General features: G+C 71.2%; 24 protein-coding genes. 18 read left to right on the forward strand and 6 right to left on the reverse strand.

The genetic code is table 11. The features are described from left to right. Positions 1-110: 110 nt before the first annotated feature. Genes LLS1_RS13925 through LLS1_RS13935 form a run of 3 tightly spaced genes read right to left on the reverse strand, consistent with a single transcriptional unit; the run spans position 111 to position 2,154 of the window. Positions 111-881: a hypothetical protein gene (locus LLS1_RS13925; RefSeq protein ID WP_226656407.1), complete on the reverse strand. Its 771-nt coding sequence runs from the start codon at positions 879-881 to the stop codon at positions 111-113. Further along, a complete protein-coding gene (locus tag LLS1_RS13930; protein WP_226656409.1) occupies positions 878-1,795 on the reverse strand; it encodes an ABC transporter ATP-binding protein in 918 nt (305 codons plus the stop codon). The genes LLS1_RS13925 and LLS1_RS13930 overlap by 4 nt, the downstream gene beginning before the upstream one ends. Then, positions 1,792-2,154, reverse strand: coding sequence for a GntR family transcriptional regulator (locus tag LLS1_RS13935; protein WP_223360121.1), 363 nt, complete (start codon positions 2,152-2,154; stop codon positions 1,792-1,794). Before LLS1_RS13935 ends, LLS1_RS13930 begins: the two co-directional genes overlap by 4 nt. A gap of 96 nt (positions 2,155-2,250) precedes the next feature. Here LLS1_RS13935 and LLS1_RS13940 point away from each other — a divergent pair, with 96 nt between their 5' ends. Then, positions 2,251-3,678 (forward strand): amidase, encoded by a 1,428-nt coding sequence (locus tag LLS1_RS13940; RefSeq protein ID WP_226656411.1) that lies wholly within the window; start codon positions 2,251-2,253, stop codon positions 3,676-3,678. A 65-nt stretch (positions 3,679-3,743) separates the two neighbouring features. Here LLS1_RS13940 and LLS1_RS13945 read toward each other — a convergent pair whose 3' ends face one another. After that, positions 3,744-4,130 carry a DUF1844 domain-containing protein gene (locus LLS1_RS13945; protein WP_223360124.1) on the reverse strand — a complete coding sequence of 129 codons (387 nt, stop codon included), beginning with the start codon at positions 4,128-4,130 and terminating at the stop codon, positions 3,744-3,746. Between the two features lie 266 nt (positions 4,131-4,396). On the opposite strand from LLS1_RS13945, the gene infC reads away from it, so the two are divergent. The 14 genes from infC to LLS1_RS14010 all read left to right on the forward strand — a co-directional run bounded on the left by infC (position 4,397) and on the right by LLS1_RS14010 (position 18,104). Then, on the forward strand, positions 4,397-5,053 hold the full coding sequence (gene infC, locus LLS1_RS13950; RefSeq protein ID WP_223360910.1) for a translation initiation factor IF-3: 657 nt from the start codon (positions 4,397-4,399) through the stop codon (positions 5,051-5,053). After that, positions 5,053-5,247: a 50S ribosomal protein L35 gene (gene rpmI, locus LLS1_RS13955; RefSeq protein ID WP_021765188.1), complete on the forward strand. Its 195-nt coding sequence runs from the start codon at positions 5,053-5,055 to the stop codon at positions 5,245-5,247. The genes infC and rpmI overlap by 1 nt, the downstream gene beginning before the upstream one ends. Positions 5,248-5,279: 32 nt before the next feature. Then, a complete protein-coding gene (rplT, locus tag LLS1_RS13960; protein WP_226656413.1) occupies positions 5,280-5,663 on the forward strand; it encodes a 50S ribosomal protein L20 in 384 nt (127 codons plus the stop codon). Positions 5,664-5,866: 203 nt separating this feature from the next. Beyond that, entirely contained in the window at positions 5,867-6,667 is an 801-nt protein-coding gene (locus LLS1_RS13965) for an RNA methyltransferase (RefSeq protein WP_226656415.1), read from the forward strand. 52 nt (positions 6,668-6,719) lie between these two features. Beyond that, positions 6,720-7,760 carry a phenylalanine--tRNA ligase subunit alpha gene (pheS, locus tag LLS1_RS13970; protein ID WP_226656422.1) on the forward strand — a complete coding sequence of 347 codons (1,041 nt, stop codon included), beginning with the start codon at positions 6,720-6,722 and terminating at the stop codon, positions 7,758-7,760. Next, positions 7,760-10,303 carry a phenylalanine--tRNA ligase subunit beta gene (gene pheT / locus LLS1_RS13975; RefSeq protein ID WP_226656424.1) on the forward strand — a complete coding sequence of 848 codons (2,544 nt, stop codon included), beginning with the start codon at positions 7,760-7,762 and terminating at the stop codon, positions 10,301-10,303. The genes pheS and pheT overlap by 1 nt, the downstream gene beginning before the upstream one ends. Before the next feature lie 227 nt (positions 10,304-10,530). Further along, entirely contained in the window at positions 10,531-11,574 is a 1,044-nt protein-coding gene (gene argC, locus LLS1_RS13980; RefSeq protein ID WP_226656426.1) for an N-acetyl-gamma-glutamyl-phosphate reductase, read from the forward strand. A 46-nt stretch (positions 11,575-11,620) separates the two neighbouring features. Further along, entirely contained in the window at positions 11,621-12,775 is a 1,155-nt protein-coding gene (gene argJ, locus LLS1_RS13985) for a bifunctional glutamate N-acetyltransferase/amino-acid acetyltransferase ArgJ (protein WP_226656428.1), read from the forward strand. 1 nt (position 12,776) lies between these two features. Next, the gene (gene argB / locus LLS1_RS13990) at positions 12,777-13,703 is read left to right on the forward strand and encodes an acetylglutamate kinase (RefSeq protein WP_223360131.1); all 927 of its coding nucleotides are present in this window, start codon (positions 12,777-12,779) and stop codon (positions 13,701-13,703) included. Further along, positions 13,700-14,896 (forward strand): acetylornithine transaminase, encoded by a 1,197-nt coding sequence (locus LLS1_RS13995; protein WP_226656430.1) that lies wholly within the window; start codon positions 13,700-13,702, stop codon positions 14,894-14,896. Before argB ends, LLS1_RS13995 begins: the two co-directional genes overlap by 4 nt. A gap of 41 nt (positions 14,897-14,937) precedes the next feature. Continuing rightward, a complete protein-coding gene (gene argF / locus LLS1_RS14000) occupies positions 14,938-15,876 on the forward strand; it encodes an ornithine carbamoyltransferase (protein WP_223360133.1) in 939 nt (312 codons plus the stop codon). After that, complete coding sequence (gene argH, locus LLS1_RS14005) at positions 15,873-17,333, forward strand: argininosuccinate lyase (RefSeq protein ID WP_226656432.1); 1,461 nt, start codon at positions 15,873-15,875, stop codon at positions 17,331-17,333. The genes argF and argH overlap by 4 nt, the downstream gene beginning before the upstream one ends. After that, positions 17,333-17,458 (forward strand): hypothetical protein, encoded by a 126-nt coding sequence (locus tag LLS1_RS19485; RefSeq protein ID WP_263282064.1) that lies wholly within the window; start codon positions 17,333-17,335, stop codon positions 17,456-17,458. Before argH ends, LLS1_RS19485 begins: the two co-directional genes overlap by 1 nt. A gap of 16 nt (positions 17,459-17,474) precedes the next feature. Further along, positions 17,475-18,104 (forward strand): DNA-3-methyladenine glycosylase, encoded by a 630-nt coding sequence (locus tag LLS1_RS14010; RefSeq protein ID WP_226656572.1) that lies wholly within the window; start codon positions 17,475-17,477, stop codon positions 18,102-18,104. Between the two features lie 103 nt (positions 18,105-18,207). Here LLS1_RS14010 and LLS1_RS14015 read toward each other — a convergent pair whose 3' ends face one another. Together LLS1_RS14015 and LLS1_RS14020 are read right to left on the reverse strand one after the other, a co-directional pair. Next, a complete protein-coding gene (locus LLS1_RS14015) occupies positions 18,208-18,804 on the reverse strand; it encodes a hypothetical protein (RefSeq protein ID WP_226656434.1) in 597 nt (198 codons plus the stop codon). Next, positions 18,801-19,439 (reverse strand): DNA-binding protein, encoded by a 639-nt coding sequence (locus LLS1_RS14020; RefSeq protein ID WP_223360137.1) that lies wholly within the window; start codon positions 19,437-19,439, stop codon positions 18,801-18,803. The genes LLS1_RS14015 and LLS1_RS14020 overlap by 4 nt, the downstream gene beginning before the upstream one ends. A 134-nt stretch (positions 19,440-19,573) precedes the next feature. On the opposite strand from LLS1_RS14020, the gene tyrS reads away from it, so the two are divergent. Genes tyrS through LLS1_RS14035 form a run of 3 tightly spaced genes read left to right on the forward strand, consistent with a single transcriptional unit; the run spans position 19,574 to position 21,849 of the window. Then, on the forward strand, positions 19,574-20,875 hold the full coding sequence (gene tyrS / locus LLS1_RS14025; RefSeq protein ID WP_223360138.1) for a tyrosine--tRNA ligase: 1,302 nt from the start codon (positions 19,574-19,576) through the stop codon (positions 20,873-20,875). Positions 20,876-20,906: 31 nt separating this feature from the next. Then, positions 20,907-21,065, forward strand: coding sequence for a hypothetical protein (locus LLS1_RS14030; RefSeq protein ID WP_223360139.1), 159 nt, complete (start codon positions 20,907-20,909; stop codon positions 21,063-21,065). Further along, positions 21,058-21,849, forward strand: coding sequence for a TlyA family RNA methyltransferase (locus LLS1_RS14035; protein ID WP_226656436.1), 792 nt, complete (start codon positions 21,058-21,060; stop codon positions 21,847-21,849). Before LLS1_RS14030 ends, LLS1_RS14035 begins: the two co-directional genes overlap by 8 nt. Positions 21,850-21,917: the final 68 nt, after the last annotated feature.

The following is a 21,917-nucleotide window of genomic DNA, read 5'->3' on the forward strand; positions in this document are numbered from 1 at the left end:
GACACGGCGCCGGCCGAGTGAGGCCGATGAACAATCGTGGCCCGGGCGTCCCGTTGTGCGAGGCGGGAGACCCGGGCCACGTCCATGTCCGCTCCGTGGTGGAGGCGGCGTCAGCTCTTCGGGGTCGCCCGCCTCAGCACGGCGTACCCGGCGAGGCCGGCCAGAAGGGTCGGGAGCAGCAGCCACGCCGTCACGCCCAGGACCCCGTTGTCGTCGAACCACGCTCCCACGGCCGGCCAGCCGTCGGTGAGAGCGATGAGGGCGAGAGCGCCGATGACGAGAAGGGTCAGCGCGGCGCCCGCTGCGATGATCCCGTACATCCGCCAGCGCATGAACAGCGAAGCGGAGAACGCGCCGACGAAGAAGAAGAACAGCATCCCGACGAATGCGATGAACAGGCGCCCGCCGTACCCCTGGCCCTGGAAGTAGACCGAGGTGAAGATGTGCCCGCCGAGGCCCCAGCCGTTCGTCCACTCCTCGATCGAGGCGAGGGTTGCGAAGCCGATCGCGTAGCCGGCTCCGAGGATCAGGAAGGTGAGCGCAGACCCCAGGGCGAAGTGACGTCGGGTGACGCTGAGACCGAGCGCGAACGGGAAGGTCGCGGCGATGACCTGGATGCCGACGACGCACATGTACACGAAGATGTAGAACGCGCCGCCGCTCCATTCCGTGCCGTCGAGGGCCGTCGCGCGACCGGCTGGCGGGGTGGCCGCCCAGATGATCCACCAGATCAGCCAGTTCACCAGCCAGATGAAGAACATGATGATGATGGGCAGCCAGATGACGGTCCACTTGTTCACGAGGTTCAGGCGCACGACGCGCCAGATCCGCTGGCCGGACGTCGGTGCCGCCCCGAGGGCCGCTGAAGGTGCGATGGTCATGCGCTCTGCTCGAATTCTGTCTCTCGGACGTTGGTCTTGCGGACGATGAGCTGCTGGAGGGAGACCGGCGCGAGCTCGAGGCCGGCGGAGACGGCGGCGGCCCGGTCGGAGGGGCTGAGGCCCGAGACGGTCACCGAGGCGAGGCCGCCGATCCCGTCGCGATGGAGCACGTCGTGGCGGGCGACGAACGCATCCACCGCCGTGCGCGGGCCGACGACGGTGCTCGCGGAGCTGCGGAGCGCTTCGGCGTCCTCGTCCATCAGGATGCGGCCCTGGTCGATGACGATCACGTGTTCGAGCAGGTTGGCGACCTCGTCGATCAGGTGTGTCGAGAGGACGATGGTGCGGGGATGCTCGGCGAAGTCCTCGAGCAGGCGGTCGTAGAAGATCTGCCGCGCCACGGCGTCGAGGCCCAGGTACGGCTCGTCGAAGAACGTCAGGGGCGCCCGGGAGGCGAGACCGACGATCACGCCGACGGCCGAGAGCTGACCGCGGGAGAGCTTCTTGATCCGGCGGTTCAGCGGGAGCCGGAAATCGTCGACGAGGCGCTCCGCGAGGTCGGCGTCCCAGTTCTCGAAGAACCAGGGGGCGCTCCGGAACACGTGCTTCGGTCGGAAGTCCTCCGGGTAGCGCTGGCTCTCCTTGATGAAGCAGACGTGGGAGAGCACGTTCGCGTTCTCGGCCGGCGGCTCGCCGAAGACGCGGATCTCGCCCGAGGTGGCGAAGTCCTGGCCGGTGAGGAGCTGCATCAGCGTGGTCTTGCCCGCGCCGTTGCGGCCGAGCAGACCATGGATCAGCCCGGGCTTGATGGTGACGGAGATGTCGTCGATCGCGGTGAACGACCCGAATCTCTTGGTGAGTCCCGAGACCTGCACCGCCGGGGCGATGGAGGTCGGGGCGGGCACGACGCTCATGCGCGCACTCCTTCCGTTTCGATCATCTGGGCGAGCTGGGACGGGTCGATGCCGAGCTTGGCGGCCTCGGCGAGCAGCGGGCGGAGGTATTCGTCGCGGAACGCCTCGCGCCGTTTGGCGACGAGCCGTTCCCGAGCCCCCGTGGAGACGAACATTCCGATGCCTCGTTTCTTGTAGAGGATCCCCTCGTCGACGAGGAGGTTGACGCCTTTGCCGGCCGTGGCCGGGTTGATGCGGTAGAAGGACGCGAACTCGTTGGTGGACGGCACCTGGCCCTCGGCGGGGTAGACCCCGTCGATGATGTCGTCCTCGATCTGCTCGGCGATCTGCAGGAAGATCGGCTTGCCTTCTTCGATCATGTGAACCTCTTTGGTTCGTTACTCATGTAACTAACCAATCAGGTGGGGTTTTGTTTGTCAAGAGCGGGATGGCGGGAGCGGGATAGCCTGAGCCGTATGGCGGACCTCCACGAGCTCACGGCGCTCGCCCTCTGGCAGGAACTGCAGAGCGGACGCATCTCCCCCCGCGAGCTGGCCTCGCACTACCTGGACCGCATCGAGCGGCTGAACCCGGAGCTGGGCGCCTTCGTCACGGTCACGCGCGACCTCGCGCTGGCCCGCGCCGACGAGGTCGCCGAGCGCGTGCCGAAGTCGGCACCTCTGTGGGGTCTGCCCTCCGGCGACAAGGACCTCTGGCTCCGGGCGGGGGTGCCCGCCGGCTTCGGGTCGCGGGCCTTCGCCGGCTACGTCCCCGACACCACCGACGAGATCGTCGAGACGCTCGACGCGGCGGGCGCCGTGAGCCTCGGCAAGACCAACGCGCCGGAGTTCGGGCTCCCGGCGTACACCGAGTCGCTCGCCGCGCCTCCCGCCCGCAACCCGTGGGACCCCGCGCTCGGCGCAGGCGGATCCAGCGGAGGTGCGGCGGTCGCCGTCGCCGCCGGGATGCTTCCGTTCGCGCCCGGCTCCGACGGCGGCGGCTCCGTCCGCATCCCGGCCGCGGCGTGCGGCCTCGTCGGCCTCAAGCCGACCCGCGGGCTGGTCCCCGCGGGCAGCGGCATCCCCTCGCTCGGCGGGCTGGTCGTCGACGGCCCGCTCGCCCGCACCACTGCGGACGCCGCGCTCCTCCTCGACGGCATGATCGCCCGGGTCGGCGGCCGCATCGACCACCACTACACGCTCCGCGCCCCGTACGACGACGACGGCCCCTTCCTCGGCACCGCCGTCCGCGGCGAGGGCCGCTTCCAGCTCGGCGTGATGACCACGTCCGCCTGGGACGACGCGTACGACATCGTCGTCTCGCCGGAGGCCCGCGCCGCCCTCGACGCAGCCGTCGGGGCTTTCAGCGACATGGGGCACGGTATGGAGGAGACCGCCCTCCGCCCCGACCCGACCTATGCGCCCGCCTTCCGCACCATCTGGCAGGCAGGCGCCGCCCGGGTCCCCCTGGAAGGGGAGGCGCTCGACCTGCTGGAGCCGCTCACCTCCTGGCTCGTCCGCCGCGGGCGCGAGCTCGGCGCCCGCGAGCTGAGCGAAGCGCTGTCGGCCCTGACCGCCTACGAGCGCTCGTTCATCGCCCAGCTGTCGTCGTTCGACGCCGTGCTGACCCCCGCCCTCGCGATGACCCCGCGCCCGGTCGGGTGGTACGACGCCGAGGACGGCGAGCACAACTTCGAGCAGCAGGTGCAGTACACGCCCTTCACCTCGATGGTGAACGTCACCGGCCTTCCCGCGATCGTGCTGCCGATCGCGCAGACCGACACCGGCCTCCCGATGGGCGTGCAGCTGATCGGCCGCCCCGGCGGAGAGCGCACGCTGCTGTCGCTCGCCGCACAGCTCGAGCGCCGCGTCGGGTGGGAGAGGCGGCGCCCGGCTGGCTGGTGACCCCAGACGGTTAGAAGGACTCGGCCCCTGCGAGCATCAGGTCGCCGGTCGGCGGCGCCGCGGCGTCAGTTGACGGGTCCGGTGTACTTCTCGCCCGGGCCCTTGCCGATCTCGTCGGGGATGGGGGAGGCCTCGCGGAAGGCCAGCTGGAGCGAGCGGAGACCGTCGCGCAGGCTGCGTGCGTGCTGGTCGCCGAGGTGCGCGGCGCTGGCGGTGACCAGGCCGGCGAGGGCGTCGATGAGCTTGCGCGCCTCGTCGAGATCGGTCTGCGCGTCGGGGTCGTCGGCGAGCCCGCACTTGACCGCGGCGGCGCTCATGAGGTGCACCGCCGTGGTAGTGATGACCTCGACCGCCGGTACGTCCGCGATGTCGCGGGTGGCGTCGGCGATGGCCTCGTCGTGGTGCTGGCTGTCGGCCTCCTGGTAGGAGAAGGACCCGGAAGTGTCGCTCACTGCATTCCTCTGTTAGAATCGTTAGGGCTCCGGGGCATCTGTCCCGGTACGAAAGTGGAGATTCCTCCCACCCGCGCTTGACCGCTTACAGGTTACCGGGTTGTTGCACTCCGCCGACGCGCTTCGGCGCGGAGGTAGTCAGGGTGCTGTACCAGGCCTGCGATTCCGTCGCAGGCCGTGCTGGTGCGTGGAACCTCCTCTTTCGCCGGATCGTCTCCCGACGGTTCGCGGCTCTGTGAAGCATCGCTCGATCAGAGGAGACAAACATCAGCGATCCCCGTACGAATGACCGTATCCGCGTCCCCGAAGTTCGACTCGTCGGCCCCAGCGGAGAGCAGGTCGGTGTCGTCAAGATCGAGGTCGCCATCCGGCTCGCGCAGGAGGCGGACCTCGACCTCGTCGAGGTTGCACCGAACTCCAAGCCGCCGGTCGCGAAGATCATGGACTACGGCAAGTTCAAGTACGAGGCTGCGCAGAAGGCCAAGGAGGCCCGGCGCAACCAGGCGAACACCATCCTCAAAGAGGTGCGTTTCCGCCTCAAGATCGACAAGCACGACTACGAGACCAAGCGCAAGCGCGCCGAAGGCTTCCTGAAGGCCGGCGACAAGGTCAAGGCCATGATCCTCTTCCGCGGTCGCGAGCAGTCGCGCCCGGAGCAGGGTGTCCGCCTCCTGCAGCGCTTCGCGGAGGATGTCGCCGAGTTCGGCCAGGTCGAGTCCAACCCGACCATCGACGGCCGCAACATGGTGATGATCATCAGCCCGCTCAAGAACAAGTCCGAGGCCAAGGCTGAGGCCAACGCACAACGTGCCGCATCGAAGGCTCGCGCCCAGGGGCGCGACACCGATGAGGTTGCTGCCGCAGACGACTCTGCGCAGTCCGACGAGAGTTCGCCCGCCCAGGCGACCAACGAGGAGAAGTAATGCCCAAGCAGAAGACCCACTCCGGCGCCAAGAAGCGCTTCAAGATCACCGGCACCGGCAAGGTCATGAAGCAGCAGGCCGGCATGCGCCACAACCTCGAGGTGAAGAGCAGCGACCGCAAGCGCCGCCTCAACGCCGACCAGGTCGTGCCCGAGGTGGACGCGAAGGTCGTCCGCCGGATGCTCGGCAAGTAACCCACCCGACGTACTTTAAGGAAGTCTGACAAATGGCAAGAGTGAAGAGGGCTGTCAACGCCCACAAGAAGCGTCGGGTCATCCTCGAGCGCGCCGAGGGCTACCGCGGTCAGCGGTCGCGCCTCTACCGCAAGGCGAAGGAGCAGGTCACCCACTCCCTCGTCTACTCGTACCGTGACCGCCGCCAGCGCAAGGGCGACTTCCGCCGCCTCTGGATCCAGCGCATCAACGCGGCGAGCCGCGCCAACGGCCTGACCTACAACCGCTTCATCCAGGGCCTCGGCCTCGCGGGCATCGAGGTCGACCGTCGCATCCTCGCCGAGCTGGCCGTGACGGAGCCCGCCACCTTCGCGGCCCTCGTCGAGAGCGCCAAGAAGGCCCTCCCCGCCGACACCTCGGCGCCGAAGGCCGCGTAAGGCGCGCACTGCACCACCGGGAACGGCCCGGTCGACTCCGGTCGGCCGGGCCGTTCTGCGCGTGCGCCCGCGACCGTGGTCGATCCGGAGATCTTCCGCGGCGCGCCGCTCAGCTCGCCGTTGCTCCGGCGTTCTCCGCCTCGGCCGGGCAGATCTCCGGATCCAGCCGGGAGGGGAGAGGGGCGTGGCCCTAAGCTGGTCGCATGCTTGACAATCCGCGCTCCCCGCGCGTCCGGGCCGTGGCGAAGCTGGCGAAGCGCGCCGCGCGGTCCGAGACCGGTCTCTTCCTCCTCGAGGGCCCCCAGGCGGTCGCCGAAGCGCTCGGGTTCCGTCCGGAGCTCGTCGTCGAGCTGTATGCGACGCCCACGGCCCTCGAGCGCTACACCGACATCGCGCAGACCGCCGTGGAGGCCGGAGTCGACGTCGAGTTCGTGACGGAGCAGGTGCTCGACACCATGGCGGACACGGTCACCCCTCAGGGCTTCGTCGCCGTCTGCCGCCAGTTCCCGACGTCGGTGAAGGACATCTTCGCCGACTCCCCGACGCTCGTCGCCGTGCTGGAGGAGGTGCGCGACCCGGGCAACGCCGGCACCATCATCCGCGCTGCCGACTCCGCGGGGGCCGACGCGGTCGTCCTCACCGGGCGCACGGTCGATCTCTACAACCCGAAGGTCGTCCGCTCCACGACCGGCTCCCTGTTCCACGTGCCGGTCGCGGTGGGAGCCGACCTCGCCGACGTGGTGGGCCGTGCCCGCACTGCGGGCCTCACGGTGCTCGCCGCGGACATCAAGGGCGAGGACCTCCTCACCGCCCGCACCGACGGCCTCCTCGCCCGCCCGACGGCGTGGGTGTTCGGCAACGAAGCGCACGGTCTCGCCGACGAGCACCTCGACCTCGTCGACCGCGCGGTGACGGTCCCGATCTACGGCAAGGCCGAGTCGATGAACCTCGCGACCGCGGCCTCCGTCTGCCTCTACGAATCGGCGTTCGCGCAGCGGTCCTGACCCCCGCTCCGCGGCCTGTGCGCGCGGTGCCCGGCGGCTAGACTTGGGAACCGTGTCTGAAACCACCGAAATCACCGAAGGATCGGTCGAAGCGGCGGTCGAGGCGGCGCTCGCTGCCATCGACGCCGCGGGCGACTCGGCCGCGCTCAAGGCCGTGCGGCACGAGCACACCGCGGAGGGCTCGCCGCTCGCCCGCCTGAACGCGAGCATCCGCTCCCTGCCGGGCGACCAGAAGGCCGCCGCGGGCAAGCTCGTCGGCGGCGCGCGCGGCCGCGTCAGCCAGGCGTTCGCCGCCAAGGAGCAGCAGATCGCCGCCCAGGAGGAGGCCGCCGCGCTGGCCGCCGAGACGGTCGACGTCACCGCGCTCGCCTCGCGCTGGACCCCCGGCGCGCGCCACCCGCTCGCACTGCTTCAGGAACGCATCGGCGACATCTTCGTCGGCATGGGCTGGGAGGTCGCGGAGGGCCCCGAGCTGGAGAGCGAGTGGTACAACTTCGACGCGCTGAACTTCGACGCCGACCACCCGGCGCGGGCGATGCAGGACACCTTCTTCGTCGAGCCGACCGATGCGCACCTCGTGCTGCGCACCCACACCTCTCCCGTGCAGCTGCGCGCGCTCCTCGGCGACGAGCTGCCGGTCTACCGCATCGCGCCCGGGCGCGTGTTCCGCACGGACGAGTTCGACGCGACGCACCTGCCGGTCTTCACCCAGATCGAGGGCATCGCCGTCGACAAGGGCCTGACGATGGCGCACCTGCGGGGAACACTCGACCACTTCGTGAAGACCCTGTTCGGCGAGGGCGCGAAGGTGCGTCTGCGGCCGAACTACTTCCCCTTCACCGAGCCGAGCGCCGAGCTCGACCTGTGGCACCCGACCTTCAAGGGCGGCGCCCGCTGGATCGAGTGGGGCGGCTGCGGCATGGTCAACCCGAACGTCCTGCGCTCGGCCGGCATCGACCCCGACGTCTACTCGGGCTTCGCCTTCGGCGTGGGCGTGGAGCGGGCACTGATGTTCCGCAACGACGTCAAAGACATGCGCGACATGGCCGAGGGCGATGTCCGGTTCTCCCAGCAGTTCGGAATGGTGGTCTGATGCGCGTCCCCCTGAGTTGGCTCGGCGAGTACGTCGACCTCGAACCCGGAACCACCGCCGACGAGGTGCACGCCGCGCTCGTGGCGGTCGGGCTGGAGGAGGAGGACGTCCACACGTTCGAGATCTCCGGCCCGGTCGTCGTCGGCGAGGTGCTCGACTTCGTCGAGGAACCGCAGAGCAACGGCAAGACCATCCGCTGGTGCCAGGTGCGCGTCGCCCCCGAGGGGCGGAGCGCGGCCGACGGCGGCGAGGACGTGCGCGGCATCGTCTGCGGCGCGAGCAACTTCCTGCGCGGGGACAAGGTCGTGGTGACCCTTCCCGGCTCGGTGCTCCCCGGTCCGTTCCCCATCGCGGCGCGCAAGACGTACGGCCACGTGTCGGACGGCATGATCGCCTCCACGCGCGAGCTGGGCCTCGGCGACGACCATGCGGGCATCCTGCGCCTGGTCACCCTCGGGCTCGACCCCGAGGTCGGCACCGACGCGATCTCACTCCTCGGGCTGGACGACACCGCGGTGGAGGTCAACGTCACGCCGGACCGCGGCTACGCGTTCTCGATCCGCGGCATCGCCCGCGAGTACTCGCACGCCACGGGCGCCGCGTTCCGCGACCCGGCCGAGGCCGTCGCCGTCGCGCCGGCCGGCGCGCACGCGCACGGGTTCTCCGTCGCGATCGACGACCGCGCCCCGATCCGCGGGCGCGTCGGCGCCAGCGTCTTCGTCACGCGCGTCGTGCGCGACGTAGACGGCAGCCGCCCGACGCCGCCGTGGATGGTGTCGCGGCTCACGCTCGCCGGCATCCGCTCGATCTCGCTCATCGTCGACATCACGAACTACGTGATGCTGGAGCTCGGCCAGCCGATCCACGCCTACGACCTCGACAGGATCGCCGGCGGTCTCGTCGTGCGCCGCGCGCACCCGGGCGAGACCCTCGTCACGCTGGACGAGCAGGCGCGCGCACTGCACGTCGAAGACCTCCTCATCACAGACGACTCCGGGGCCATCGGCCTCGCGGGTGTGATGGGCGGCGCCTCCACCGAGATCGCCGAGGGAACGACCAACGTGCTCATCGAGGCCGCGAATTTCGACCCCGTGTCGATCGCCCGCACCGCGCGCCGGCACAAGCTGCCGAGCGAGGCGTCCAAGCGCTTCGAGCGCGGCGTCGACCCGCGCGTGGCCGTTGCCGCCGCGGCGCGCGTGGTGCAGCTGCTCGAGCAGCTCGCCGGCGGTCACGCGGACGAACTGGGCTCGCTCTACGACGAGGCCGCCGACGCCCAGGCGATCACCCTTCCCGATGGTTACATCGCCTCCCTCATCGGCGTCGACTTCACCGACGACGAGGTGCGCGGAGCGCTCGCCGAGATCGGCGGCTCCGTCTCCGAGGGCGCCGGCGCACTGCTCGTCGTGCCGCCGAGCTGGCGCCCCGACCTGCTCGACAAGTCGGACCTCGCGGAGGAGGTCGCACGCATCGTCGGCTACGACCGCATCCCGTCGGTGCTGCCGGTCGCCCCTCCCGGGCGCGGGCTCAGCCGCGAGCAGAAGCTCCGCCGGGCGGTCGCCCAGACCCTTGCCGACAACGGCTCGACCGAGGTCCTCGCCTTCCCGTTCGTGAGTGCGGCGCAGAACGACCTGTTCGGCGCCCCGGAGGCGGGCGGAGTGCGGGCGGTCAAGCTCGCGAACGCCCTCGATGCCACCGCGCCGTTCCTGCGCACGTCCCTGCTCCCCGGTCTGATCGATGTCGCCAAGCGCAACATCGCCCGCGGGCTCGTCGATCTCTCCGTCTACGAGATCGGGACGGTCTTCCTCCCGGGGGACGCGCCGCTCGGCAGTGTGTCCCTCCCTGTCGGCGCGGCTCTGCCCGACGAGGGGACGCTGGCCGCTCTGAACGCGGGCATCCCGGCCCAGCCGCGCCACCTCGCGGGGCTGGTCGTCGGCAACCGGGTCGAGAAGCAGCCGGGACAGGACGCCGTTGCGGCGGGTCTGGCGGATGCGCTGGCGATGGTGCGGCAGGCGGCGGTCGCGGCCGGGGTGGAGGTCCGCGTCGAGCAGGCGCGCCACCAGGCGCTCCACCCGGGACGGACGGCACGCGTGGTCGCACGGGCCGGCGACGGCACGGAGACGGCCGTCGGCTACGCGGGCGAACTGCTCCCGGCCCTGTCGGCCGAGCTCGACCTGCCGCGCGTGGTCGCGGTCTTCGAGCTCGACCTCGACGCGCTGATCGCCGTCGCCCCGGCCGATGTCGTCGCGCGTGTGATCGCCGGCTTCCCCGCGGCGACGCAGGATCTGTCCCTCGTCGTCCCCGCCGAGGTCCCGGCCGCCGAGGTCCTCGCCGCCGTGCAGACCGGTGCCGGAGCCCTCCTCGAGGACATCCGCCTGGTCGACGACTACCGCGGAGCGGGGCTGCCGGAGGGGGCGAAGAGCCTCACCTTCGCGCTGCGCTTCCGCGCGGAGGACCGCACCCTCACCGCCGCCGAGGCCAGCGAGGCCAAGCTCGCGGGAGCGGCGCTGGCCGCCGAGCGGTTCGGCGCGACCGTCCGCGAATGACACCGTGCGGCGCCCGCCGAGTGGCGGCGGGCGCCGCACGCCCGCTAGGGTGGACGCATGCTTTCCGTCCGGTGCACCGCGAGCTCGCGTGCGGCCCTCGCCGCCCGTGCCCTGCGCCGACGCCTGCGCGACCGCCGAATCTAGGCGGCGCTCGGGCGACCCTTCGTGGGTCGACGTGGGCGTCGCCGTCGCCGAGGCCCCTGTCGTCCACTCACTAAGGAAGTAGCATGACCTTCTCGGTCGCCGTCGCCGGCGCCTCCGGATACGCGGGTGGGGAGCTCCTCCGCATCCTCGCCGACCACCCGGACTTCGAGATCCGCACCGTGACCGCCCACCAGAACGCCGGTCACCCCCTCATCGCGCACCAGCCGCACCTGCGGTCGCTGGCGCACCTCACCCTCGTGGAGTCCACGGCGGAGAACCTCGCGGGCCACGACATCGTGTTTCTCGCGCTGCCGCACGGTAAGTCCGGCGAGATCGCGGCGCAGCTGCCCGCCGAGACGCTCGTCGTCGACTGCGGCGCGGACCACCGCCTGGAGGACCCGGCCGACTGGGCGGCGTTCTACGGCGGCGAGCACTTCGGCTCCTGGGCATACGGCGTCCCCGAACTGCCCGTCGGCGCGGGCCGCCAGCGCGACCACATCATCGGCGCGAAGCGGATCGCGGCTCCCGGCTGCAACGCGTCCGCCGTCTCGCTCGCGCTCGCTCCGGGCATCCAGGCGGGGCTGATCGACGACCAGGACATCGTCGCCGTCCTCGCCGTCGGGCCGTCCGGTGCGGGCAAGAGCCTCAAGACGATGTACCTCGCGAGCGAGATCCTCGGCTCGGCCAACCCGTACGCGGTCGGTGGGACGCACCGCCACATCCCGGAGATCCAGCAGAACCTCCGGAAGGCCGGCGCCGCCGAGCCGACGGTGTCGTTCACGCCGGTGCTCGTGCCGATGTCGCGTGGCATTCTCGCCACCTCGACCGCCCGGGTGAAACCCGGCGTCACCGCCGAGCAGGTGCAGGAGGCCTGGGCGAACACCTACGCCGACGAGCCGTTCGTGCACGTGCTGCCCACCGGAACGGTCCCGCGCACGGCCGATGTGCTCGGGTCGAACACCGTCGTGATCGGCGTGGCGCTCGACGAGGCCGCCGGCCGGGTCGTGACGGTGCTCGCGATCGACAATCTCTACAAGGGGACTGCGGGCGCCGCCATCCAGTCCGCGAACATCGCCCTCGGTCTCGACGAGACCACCGGGCTCAGCGTGAATGGAGTAGCACCCTGATGAGCATCTGTGTCACTGCGGGCATCGTCGAGGTCGGAGCCACATCATGAGCGTCACCGCAGCATCGGGATTCAGCGCGGCAGGCGTCGTCGCCGGGCTCAAGTCCAGCGGCAAGCGCGACCTCGCGCTGGTGCGCAACCTCGGCCCGCTCACCGCGGCCGCCGCCGTCTTCACCACCAACCGCTGCAAGGCCAACCCGGTGCTGTGGAGCGAGCAGGTCATCGCTGACGGCGTCGTCTCGGCCATCGTGCTCAACTCCGGCGGCGCGAACTGCTACACCGGTGCGCAGGGCTTCCAGACCACCCACTCGACCGCGGAGGCCGTGGCCGAGCGGCTCGGCGTCTCGGCGGGCGATGTGCTCGTCTGCTCGACCGGACTGATCGGCGACCAGCTCGATCTCGCGAAGCTCGTCGCCGGCGTGGAGTCCGCCTCGGCCGCTCTCGCGACGGATGCCGGTCTGGGCGCGGCCGAGGCGATCATGACCACGGACACCCGCCCCAAGGAGGCCGAGCACCGCGCACCCGAGGGATGGACGGTCGGCGGCATGGCGAAGGGCGCGGGGATGCTCGCCCCCGGCCTCGCCACGATGCTGGTCGTGCTCACCACCGACGCCGTGCTCGACTCCGGCCAGCTGGACCGCGCGCTGCGCGCCGCGACCCGGGTCACCTTCGACCGCCTCGACTCCGACGGCTGCATGTCGACCAACGACACCGTGGCCCTGTTGGGCTCCGGCGCCAGCGGCGTCGTCCCGGACGAGGCCGCCTTCGCGCTCGCACTCACCGAAGTCTGCCGCAGTCTGGCCGAGCAGCTCCAGGCGGACGCGGAGGGCGCCTCGCACGACATCGCCATCCAGGTCGTCAACGCGCACTCGGAGGACGACGCCGTCACGGTCGGCCGCGCCGTCTCCCGCAGCAATCTGTTCAAGGCCGCGATCTTCGGCAACGACCCCAACTGGGGCCGGGTGCTCGCCGCCGTCGGCACGACCGACGCGGAGTTCGACCCGTACGGAATCGACGTCGCCATCAACGGCGTCCAGGTGTGCACGGCGGGGGAGCCGGACCAGCCTCGCGACCTCGTCGACCTGCACCCGCGCGCGGTCCACGTGCTCATCGACCTCCACGCCGGCGACGAGACCGCGACCATCCTGACCAACGACCTCACGCATGACTACGTGCACGAGAACAGCGCCTACGCGAGCTGACATGACGACGAACGCAGACACCGACACCGAGGCCGTCGACGACGGGGCGGAGCAGTCCGCCGCCGCGGCGAAGGCCGCCACCCTCATCGAGTCGCTGCCGTGGCTCAAGCGGTTCCACGACCAGATCATCGTGATCAAGTTCGGCGGGAACGCCATGGTCAGCGAGGAGCTCCAGCGCACCTTCGCCGAGGACATGGTGTACCTCCGCTACGCCGGCATCCGCCCGGTGGTGGTGCACGGCGGCGGCCCGCAGATCTCGGCGATGCTCGACCGGCTCGGAATCCACTCCGAGTTCCGCGGCGGGTACCGCGTGACGACCCCGGAGGCGATGGACGTGGTCCGCATGGTGCTCACCGGGCAGATCAGCCGCGACATCGTGAGCAACATCAACAAGCACGGGCCGCTCGCCGCCGGCCTCTCGGGGGAGGACGCCGGCCTGTTCCAGGGCCGTCGCCGCGGCGCGATCGTGGACGGCGAGGAGGTCGACCTCGGCCTCGTGGGCGATGTGATCGGTGTGAACCCGGAGGCGGTGCACGCGCAGATCGCGGCCGGCCGCATCCCGGTCGTCTCGTCGATCGCGCCCGACGTGGACGACCCCGGTCAGGCCCTCAATGTGAACGCCGACGCGGCGGCCGCCGCCCTCGCCGTCGCGCTCGGAGCCGCCAAGCTCGTCATCCTGACGGACGTCGCCGGCCTCTACAGCGACTGGCCGGACCGCGACTCGCTGCTGTCGAAGATCGACGCGGACGACCTGCGGGCGCTGCTGCCGTCGCTCGAGTCGGGCATGATCCCGAAGATGGCGGCCTGCCTCGACGCGGTCGACGGCGGAGTGCCGAAGGCGGCGATCATCGACGGGCGCGTGCCGCACTCGATCCTGCTCGAGGTGTTCACGCAGTCCGGAATCGGAACGGAGGTGGTGCCCGCGTGAGCGAGCTGACTCAGGGGCAGTGGAAAGGCCGGTACGGCGATGCGATGATGCGCACGCTGGCGACGCCGAAACTCATGCTGGAGCGCGGCGCGGGCTGCCGCGTCTGGGACATCGACGGGAACGAGTATCTCGACTTCCTCGCCGGGATCGCGGTCAACTCCCTCGGTCACGGCCACCCGGCCCTGGTGGAGGCCGTGAGCAGCCAGATCGGCTCGCTCGCCCACGTCTCCAACTACTTCTCGACACCGCCGCAACTGGAGCTCGCCGAGCGCCTCCGCACCATCACCGGCGCCGGCGATCAGGGTCGCGTGCTGTTCGGCAACTCGGGCGCCGAGGCGAACGAGGCCGCGTTCAAGCTGGCCCGCCTGAACCGCGGCCCGCACGGCAAGCGCACCCGCGTGCTCGCACTGAACAACGCGTTCCACGGGCGCACGATGGGCTCGCTCGCCCTGACCGGCAAACCGCCGATGCGCGAGGCCTTCGAGCCGCTGCCCGGGGGCGTCGAGCACATCGACTCCACCGTCGAAGCGCTGGAGGCGGCGATCGACGACCGCGTGGCCGCACTCTTCGTCGAGCCGATCAAGGGCGAGGCCGGCGTGCTCGAGCTGCCGGACGGCTACCTGGCCCGGGCGCGCGAACTGACCGAGCAGCACGGGGCGCTGCTGATCCTCGACGAGATCCAGACCGGCGTCGGCCGCACGGGACGCTGGTTCGCGTACCAGCACGCGGACATCCTGCCCGACGCGGTCACCGTCGCGAAGGGCATCGCCGGAGGGGTGCCCATCGGCGCGCTCGTGACCTTCGGCTGGGCATCCGAGCTGTACAGCCAGGGCCAGCACGGGTCCACCTTCGGCGGCAACCCGCTGGCGACCGCCGCGGGCAACGCCGTGCTCGGCGAGATCGAGCGCGCGGGGCTCGTGGAGAACGCAGCCCGCCGCGGGGAGGAGCTGCGCGCGATCATCCGCTCGTACGACTCCCCCCTCATCGACGCCGTGCGCGGGTCGGGCCTGCTGATCGGCATCGGCCTGACCGACGGGGAGGCGCACCGCCTCTCCGACGCCGCGCTCGCCGAAGGGCTCATCATCAACGCGCCGAACGAGTCGAGCATCCGGCTCGCGCCGCCGCTGATCGTGGGCGACGCCGAGCTCGCCGAGTTCCGCGAGCGCTTCGGCCGCGCGCTCGCGGCCCTCTGACCTCCCGAGACGAACCGCCCCCTGTGGGACGAAAGGCACCGATGACCAGGCACTTCCTTCGCGACGACGACATCAGCCCTGCCGAGCAGGCCGAGATCCTGGCCCTGGCGGCCGAGCTCAAGCGCGACCGGTTCGCGCGCAAGCCGCTCGACGGCCCGCAGACCGTCGCCGTGGTCTTCGACAAGACGTCGACGCGCACACGCGTCTCGTTCGCGGTCGGCATCGCCGACCTGGGCGGCAGCCCGCTCATCATCTCGAGCGCCGACAGCCAGCTCGGCGGCAAGGAGTCGATCGCCGACACCGCCCGCGTGCTGGAGCGCATGGTCGCCGCGATCGTCTGGCGCACGTTCGCCCAGGCCGGACTGGAGGAGATGGCCGCGGGGACGCGCGTCCCGGTCGTCAACGCGCTGTCGGACGAGTTCCACCCCTGCCAGATCCTCGCCGACCTCCAGACGGTGCAGGAGCACAAAGGCTCGCTCGCCGGACTGACGATGAGCTACTTCGGCGACGGCGCCAACAACATGGCCCACTCGTACCTGCTCGGCGGCGCGACCGCCGGCATGCACGTGCGCATCGCCGCCCCCGCGGAGTACGCGCCGGATGCGGCCATCCTCGCCGACGCCGCCCGCATCGCGGAAACGACCGGAGGCTCCGTGCGGGTGCTCACGGACGCCGCAGCGGCCGCCGAGGGCGCCGACGTCGTCGTGACCGACACCTGGGTATCGATGGGTCAGGAGGCCGAGAAGGCGCAGCGCCTCGCCACGTTCGGCGACTACCAGGTCGACGAGGCGATCATGGCGAAGGCCGCGCCCGACGCGGTCTTCCTGCACTGCCTGCCCGCCTACCGCGGCTACGAGGTGGCGGCGGAGGTCATCGACGGCCCGCAGTCCGTGATCTGGGACGAAGCCGAGAACCGCCTCCACGCGCAGAAGGCCCTGCTGACGTGGCTGCTTCAGAAGAACCAGGAGGAGGCCGCATGAGCCAGGACGACAACGGCACCGGCGTCGGCAAGACCGGAGAGGGCTCCCTCTGGGGCGCCCGGTTCGCCGGAGGGCCGTCGCCCGAGCTCGCACTGCTGAGCAAGTCCACCCACTTCGACTGGGCGCTCGCGGCCTACGACATCGCAGGCTCGCGTGCCCACGCCCGTGCCCTCGCGGCGGCGGGCTACCTCGACGACGCCGAGCTGGCGGGCATGCTCGACGCGCTCGACCGACTCGACGCGGACGTCGTCTCGGGAGCCTTCGCCGCGCTCGAATCGGACGAGGACGTGCACGGCGCGCTGGAGCGCGGACTGATCGAGCGTGCAGGCGCCGATCTCGGCGGCAAGCTGCGCGCCGGTCGCAGCCGCAACGACCAGATCGCCACCCTCGTCCGCCTCTACCTGCGCGACCACGCCGGGGTCATCGCGGAGCGCATCATCGGTCTGATCGACGCCATCGCAGCGCAGGCGGACGCGCATCCCACGGCGATCCTGCCGGGTCGCACCCATCTCCAGCACGCGCAGCCCGTGCTGCTCGCCCACCACCTGCTCGCGCACTGCTGGCCGCTGGTCCGCGACCTCGAGCGCCTGGCCGACTGGGACAAGCGCGCGGACGTCTCGCCGTACGGAGCCGGCGCGCTGGCCGGCTCGACCCTCGGCCTGGACCCGCTCCTGGTCGCGCGCGAGCTGGGGTTCGCCGCCAGCTCCGAGAACTCGATCGACGGCACGGCGGCGCGGGATGTCGTGGCCGAGTTCGCGTTCGTCGCCGCCCAGATCGGCGTCGACCTGTCGCGCTTCGCCGAGGAGATCATCCTCTGGAACACCCGCGAGTTCGGTTTCGTCACCCTCGATGATGCCTACTCGACAGGGTCGTCGATCATGCCGCAGAAGAAGAACCCGGACATCGCGGAGCTCGCCCGTGGCAAGTCCGGCCGCCTGATCGGCAACCTGACGGGGCTGCTGACCACGCTCAAGGGCCTCCCGCTCGCCTACAACCGCGACCTGCAGGAGGACAAGGAGCCGGTGTTCGACTCGGTCCGGACCCTCGAGGTCGTGCTCCCCGCCTTCGCCGGCATGGTCGCGACCCTGCGCTTCCACACCGACCGCATGGCCGAGCTCGCGCCGCAGGGCTTCTCGCTCGCGACGGACGTCGCCGAGTGGCTGGTGAAGCAGCACGTGCCGTTCCGCACCGCGCACGAGATCACCGGGAGCCTGGTGAAGTTCGCCGAGGAGAACGGACTGGAGCTGCACGAGGTGGCCGACGATCAGCTCGCCGCGGTCTCGCCCCTGCTCACCCCGGAGGTGCGGTCGGTGCTCACGGTCGAGGGCTCGGTCGCCAGCCGCGCCGGCGCGGGCGGAACCGCGCCGGACCGCGTCGCCGAACAACTCGCGACTCTCACCGAGCGCGTCCGCACCCTCACCGGTGCGTTCGCCGCGAGCCGACGGGACCTCGTCTGATGGCCGGCCCCGACAAGACCCCGGCCAAGCGTCCCTGGCTCATCCCGCTCATCGTGGTGGTGGCGGCGGCGGTCATCGTCGTCGGTCTGATCGTCGCAGTCGCCGCGGGCGGCCGGATCTTCTGACGGCCGCCGCACCGTGATGCCGCTGCACCACCCCCGACGCGAGGCCTTCGCGGCGTCGTCGCTGGAGGTGGCGCCGCGGCTCCTCGGCGCGGTGCTCCGTCACACCACCGCGCAGGGCACCGTGGGCCTCCGCATCACCGAGGTGGAGGCGTACATCGGCGATGGGCTCGACCCCGGGTCCCACGCGTTCCGCGGACGCACCAAGCGCAACGCCGTGATGTACGGGCCACCCGGCCATCTCTACGCGTACTTCACCTACGGGATGCACGTGTGCGCGAACGTCGTCTGCTCGCCCGAGGGCGAGGCCACGGCCGTACTCCTGCGCGCTGCGGAGGTGATCGAGGGGGAGTCGCTGGCGGAGGAGCGCCGCATCGGCGCCTCCCGCCGGGCCATCCCGCACCGGGACCTCGCCCGCGGTCCGGCGCGCCTGGTCGTGGCGGCCGGCATCGCGCTCGCCGACGACGGGGCCGACTTGTTCGGCGGTCGCTTCGAACTGCTGCTGCCGGACGAGCAGGCCGAGTACGCGTCCGGGCCGCGGACGGGCGTCTCCGGCCCGGGTGGAGGAGCGGCGTTCCCCTGGCGGTACTGGTTGCCGGGAGACCCGACGGTGTCGCCCTACAAGCGGCACCCGAAAGCGGACGACTGAGGTCAGGGCTCGTACCGCTCCGCGCGCACGAGCGCTGCGCTACGGGACGACCGCTGCGCGGCGCGCAGCCGCGCTCGTCCCCGCCGGTGGCAGCCGGGCGAGCTCAGGCCGCCACGAACCGGAACAGACCGGCACACACGCAGGCCCACACGATGCTCACGAGGGTGCCGATGATGAACCGTTCGCGCGCCTCCGCGGCGTCCAGCTCGGTGAAGCGGCCGACGCCCTTGATCGCGACGATGATGCCCAGCGCCTCCGGGAATCCGGCCATGATCGCGCCGGTGGTGGCGAAGCGTTCGAGGAAGCCGATGGTCGTGCCGCCGCGCAGCACCTCCCTGGTCGCGTCGGCTCCGGTGGTGCGGTCGTGGACGACGATGCCGCCGTGGTCGCCCGAGACGGTCGTGCTGCGCGTCGCCAGGGTGAGGACGAGCTGCGAGGCGGGGCCGCCGCCCGCGACGCTCAGGGCCAGCGTCGCGATGCCGATGAGCACGCGGAACTCGATCGGCGCCTCCTGCTGCGGAAAGGTCGCGAGGAGGAACGCGAGCGCGAGGAGGCCGGTGCCCGTGTAGACCAGCGGGCGACGCGGCGTGCGCAGCGTCGCGACCATGCAACCGAGGGCGCCGATCGTCAGCAGCAGGATGAGCACCCACAGCACGTGCGGGAACCAGAACGCGAGGAAGGCCGGCGGCAGTGTCGTCATTCGTCCTCCGAGTCGGCGGCGGTGGGGGAGGCGCCTGCGCGCGAGGCGTCGGCGCTCGCCAACAGCCTAGTCAGGGCGGGCACGGCCGCCAGTTCGACACGGAGGCCGGCGGCACGGGCGCGGTCGCTCACCGACTGCGGGGTGATGCCGAGGCGCGCGCCGGCCTGAGCCTGTGTGAGACCGGCCGTCACGAGGTCGTACAATTCCCAGCCCGCGGCGGAGCGGCCGTCGCGGAGGGTGAGCAGCAGATCGGTGAGGGCCTCGACATCGGCGGCGGCCTCGGGAGCCGTGAGGGAGTCCACCGCGAGGCGGGTCGGGGATCTCTTCGCCCGGCCCACGGCCGTGCGCGCGGCGACGAACGCGTCCCCGCTCGCCGCGCGCGTCTGAGCGGGCAGCGGGCTGCGCACGGCGCCGATGCCGACCCCGACGCTCCAGAGGCCGTCGCGGGTCAGCTCGAGCACGAGTGCGAGCGCAGTGGCCGGGTCCGCCGTCAGCGCCTGGAGCTCGTCGCCGGCGTTCCGGTCGACCGGCAGGGCGAGGCGCTCGCCGTGGCGTTCCTGCACGACGGTCATCGTCTCGGCGGCCAGATCGGGACCGGTGCGGCTGCCGACCTGGTCGGCGGTGATGACGAACATGCTGCCTCCTCGATCAGGATTCCAGGCCTGATGGCAATGATATCAGGCTTGGGGACCTGATGGCAACCAGGTCAGGCCTTCAGGCCTGTCGTCACGAAAGAAGGAGAGCATCCTCCCGCTGATAATCTGAGCAGATGTCCGACTCCGTGACCCTCGAATCGCAGACCATCGACCCGTCCTTCGACACCGTGTGGGACGAGCTCGTCTGGCGCGGCCTCGTCCACGTCTCCACCGACGAGGCCGCACTGAGAGAGCTCCTGGCGGGCGGACCGGTCACGTATTACTGCGGTTTCGACCCGACGGCGGCGAGTCTCCACCTCGGCCACCTCGTGCAGCTGCTCACTATGCGCCGGCTGCAGCTGGCCGGGCACAAGCCGCTCGGGCTGGTCGGCGGCTCGACCGGTCTGATCGGCGACCCGCGGCCGACCGCGGAGCGCACGCTCAACACGCGCGAGACGGTCGCCGAGTGGGTCCGCTCCCTGCAGGCGCAGGTGTCGAAGTACCTGAGCTTCGAGGGCGACAACGCCGCCCGCCTCGTCAACAACCTCGACTGGACGGCTCCGCTGTCGGCCATCGACTTCCTGCGCGAGATCGGCAAGCACTTCCGCGTCGGCACCATGCTGAAGAAGGACGCGGTCGCCGCGCGCCTGAACTCCGACGAGGGCATCTCCTACACCGAGTTCAGCTACCAGATCCTCCAGGGACTCGACTTCCTCGAGCTGTACCGCCAGTACGGCTGCGTGCTGCAGACCGGCGGCAGCGACCAGTGGGGCAACCTGACCAGCGGGACGGAGCTGATCCGCAAGGTCGAGGGCGTGCACGTCCACGCCATCGGCACGCCGCTCATCACCAACAGCGACGGCACCAAGTTCGGCAAGAGCGAGGGCAACGCGATCTGGATCGACGCGGCTCTCACCAGCCCGTACGCGTTCTACCAGTTCTGGGTCAACACCGACGACGCCGATGTGATCGCGCGTCTCAAGGTCTTCACCTTCCTCACCCGCGACGAGATCGCCGAGTACGAGCGCGCCGTGGCGGACGAGCCGTTCCGCCGCGCGGCCCAGCTGCGGCTGGCGCGCGACGTCACCGCGCTCGTGCACGGGGTCGAGCAGACCGAGGCGGTCATCGCGGCGACCGGGGCCCTGTTCGGCCAGGGCGACCTCGCGTCGCTCGACCGCGGCACCCTGGAGTCGGCCCTGCGCGAGCTGCCGAACACCACGACGGCGCCGAGCACCACGATCGCCCAGGCGCTCGTCGACACCGGCCTCACGAAGAGCCTCGGGGAGGCGCGTCGTGCCGTCGACCAGGGTGGCGTCTACACCAACAACGCGAAGGCGGAGGACGCCGAGGCGCCGATCGGCGGGGCTGCCCTCGACGGCGGGATGGTCGTGCTGCGCCGCGGCAAGAAGACGCTCGCCGGGGTCTTCGTCGAGTAGGCGGGCCCGGACGGAGGGGTAGCCTGAACGCATGCCCGAACAGGACCGCGACCACGGAGACGACGCGCTGGTGGAGCGCCTCGAGGTGATCGAGGAGCAGCCGCTCGCCGCGCGCGCCGACGCCTACGCCCAGCTGCACGCCGAGCTCTCCGACCGGCTCGAGGGAGCCGACGTCCGCCGCGATGGCTGACCGGCTCGACGTCGCTCTGGCCGCGCGCGGGCTGGCTCGTTCGCGCACCCACGCCGCGACGCTCGTCGCGCAGGGCCTCGTGACGGTGGACGGTGTCCCCGTCGTGCGTGCGTCCGCCAAGGTCGGCGAGTCCCAGGCAATCGAGGTCGCGGGCGCCGATCACTACGTGAGCCGTGGCGCCCACAAGCTGATCGCCGCGCTCGACGCCTTCGCGGTGCCGGTGGAAGGGCGGCACGCACTCGATGCGGGCGCCTCGACCGGCGGCTTCAGCCAGGTGCTCCTGGAGCGCGGCGCCGCGCGGGTGATCGCCGTCGACGTCGGCCACGGCCAGCTCGCCCCCGAGCTGCGGCAGGAGCAGCGGCTGTCGTCGTTCGAGGGCGTCAACGTGCGCTCGCTGACGGCGGGCCAGCTCGCCGGGCTGACCGGGAGCGAGGTTCGTCCCGACCTGGTCGTCGCCGATCTCTCCTTCATCTCCCTCGGGCAGGTGCTGCCCGCGCTCCGCGAGACGGCGGTCCGGGAGGCCGATTTCGTGCTCCTGGTCAAACCGCAGTTCGAGGTCGGTCGCACGGGAGTGCGCGAGGGGATCGTGCACGACGCCGGGCTGCGGGCGGACGCCCTCACCGGCGTGCTCTGGGCGGGCTTCGACCTCGGTCTCGGCACGGCCGGCGTCATCGCGTCGCCGATCGCCGGATCGCACGGCAACCGGGAGTTCCTCGTGCATCTCACGCAGCGCGGCACGAACCCGACCGAGTGGCTCGACCGGGCGCAGGAGCTTGCCCGCTGAGCCCGGAGCGCACGCGGCGCAGGGCCGGCGGAACATCCCGTGAATTCTCCACAGGTGACGCCGATCCG

The organism is Leifsonia sp. LS1, from assembly GCF_020521355.1.
Taxonomy (GTDB): Bacteria; Actinomycetota; Actinomycetes; order Actinomycetales; family Microbacteriaceae; genus Leifsonia.

What these genes read in the sequence shown, in the direction of transcription:
- LLS1_RS14015 (WP_226656434.1), bottom strand. Translation starts at nt 18,804, where the DNA reads ATGACGACACTGCCGCCGGCCTTCCTCGCGTTCTGGTTCCCGCACGTG.
- rplT (WP_226656413.1), top strand. Translation starts at nt 5,280, where the DNA reads ATGGCAAGAGTGAAGAGGGCTGTCAACGCCCACAAGAAGCGTCGGGTC.
- LLS1_RS14030 (WP_223360139.1), top strand. Translation starts at nt 20,907, where the DNA reads ATGCCCGAACAGGACCGCGACCACGGAGACGACGCGCTGGTGGAGCGC.
- argF (WP_223360133.1), top strand. Translation starts at nt 14,938, where the DNA reads ATGACCAGGCACTTCCTTCGCGACGACGACATCAGCCCTGCCGAGCAG.
- argJ (WP_226656428.1), top strand. Translation starts at nt 11,621, where the DNA reads ATGAGCGTCACCGCAGCATCGGGATTCAGCGCGGCAGGCGTCGTCGCC.
- LLS1_RS13930 (WP_226656409.1), bottom strand. Translation starts at nt 1,795, where the DNA reads ATGAGCGTCGTGCCCGCCCCGACCTCCATCGCCCCGGCGGTGCAGGTC.
- LLS1_RS14020 (WP_223360137.1), bottom strand. Translation starts at nt 19,439, where the DNA reads ATGTTCGTCATCACCGCCGACCAGGTCGGCAGCCGCACCGGTCCCGAT.
- LLS1_RS19485 (WP_263282064.1), top strand. Translation starts at nt 17,333, where the DNA reads ATGGCCGGCCCCGACAAGACCCCGGCCAAGCGTCCCTGGCTCATCCCG.
- LLS1_RS13935 (WP_223360121.1), bottom strand. Translation starts at nt 2,154, where the DNA reads ATGATCGAAGAAGGCAAGCCGATCTTCCTGCAGATCGCCGAGCAGATC.
- pheT (WP_226656424.1), top strand. Translation starts at nt 7,760, where the DNA reads ATGCGCGTCCCCCTGAGTTGGCTCGGCGAGTACGTCGACCTCGAACCC.
- LLS1_RS13925 (WP_226656407.1), bottom strand. Translation starts at nt 881, where the DNA reads ATGACCATCGCACCTTCAGCGGCCCTCGGGGCGGCACCGACGTCCGGC.
- argH (WP_226656432.1), top strand. Translation starts at nt 15,873, where the DNA reads ATGAGCCAGGACGACAACGGCACCGGCGTCGGCAAGACCGGAGAGGGC.
- argB (WP_223360131.1), top strand. Translation starts at nt 12,777, where the DNA reads ATGACGACGAACGCAGACACCGACACCGAGGCCGTCGACGACGGGGCG.
- argC (WP_226656426.1), top strand. Translation starts at nt 10,531, where the DNA reads ATGACCTTCTCGGTCGCCGTCGCCGGCGCCTCCGGATACGCGGGTGGG.
- rpmI (WP_021765188.1), top strand. Translation starts at nt 5,053, where the DNA reads ATGCCCAAGCAGAAGACCCACTCCGGCGCCAAGAAGCGCTTCAAGATC.
- tyrS (WP_223360138.1), top strand. Translation starts at nt 19,574, where the DNA reads ATGTCCGACTCCGTGACCCTCGAATCGCAGACCATCGACCCGTCCTTC.
- LLS1_RS13965 (WP_226656415.1), top strand. Translation starts at nt 5,867, where the DNA reads ATGCTTGACAATCCGCGCTCCCCGCGCGTCCGGGCCGTGGCGAAGCTG.
- LLS1_RS14010 (WP_226656572.1), top strand. Translation starts at nt 17,475, where the DNA reads ATGCCGCTGCACCACCCCCGACGCGAGGCCTTCGCGGCGTCGTCGCTG.
- LLS1_RS13940 (WP_226656411.1), top strand. Translation starts at nt 2,251, where the DNA reads ATGGCGGACCTCCACGAGCTCACGGCGCTCGCCCTCTGGCAGGAACTG.
- LLS1_RS14035 (WP_226656436.1), top strand. Translation starts at nt 21,058, where the DNA reads ATGGCTGACCGGCTCGACGTCGCTCTGGCCGCGCGCGGGCTGGCTCGT.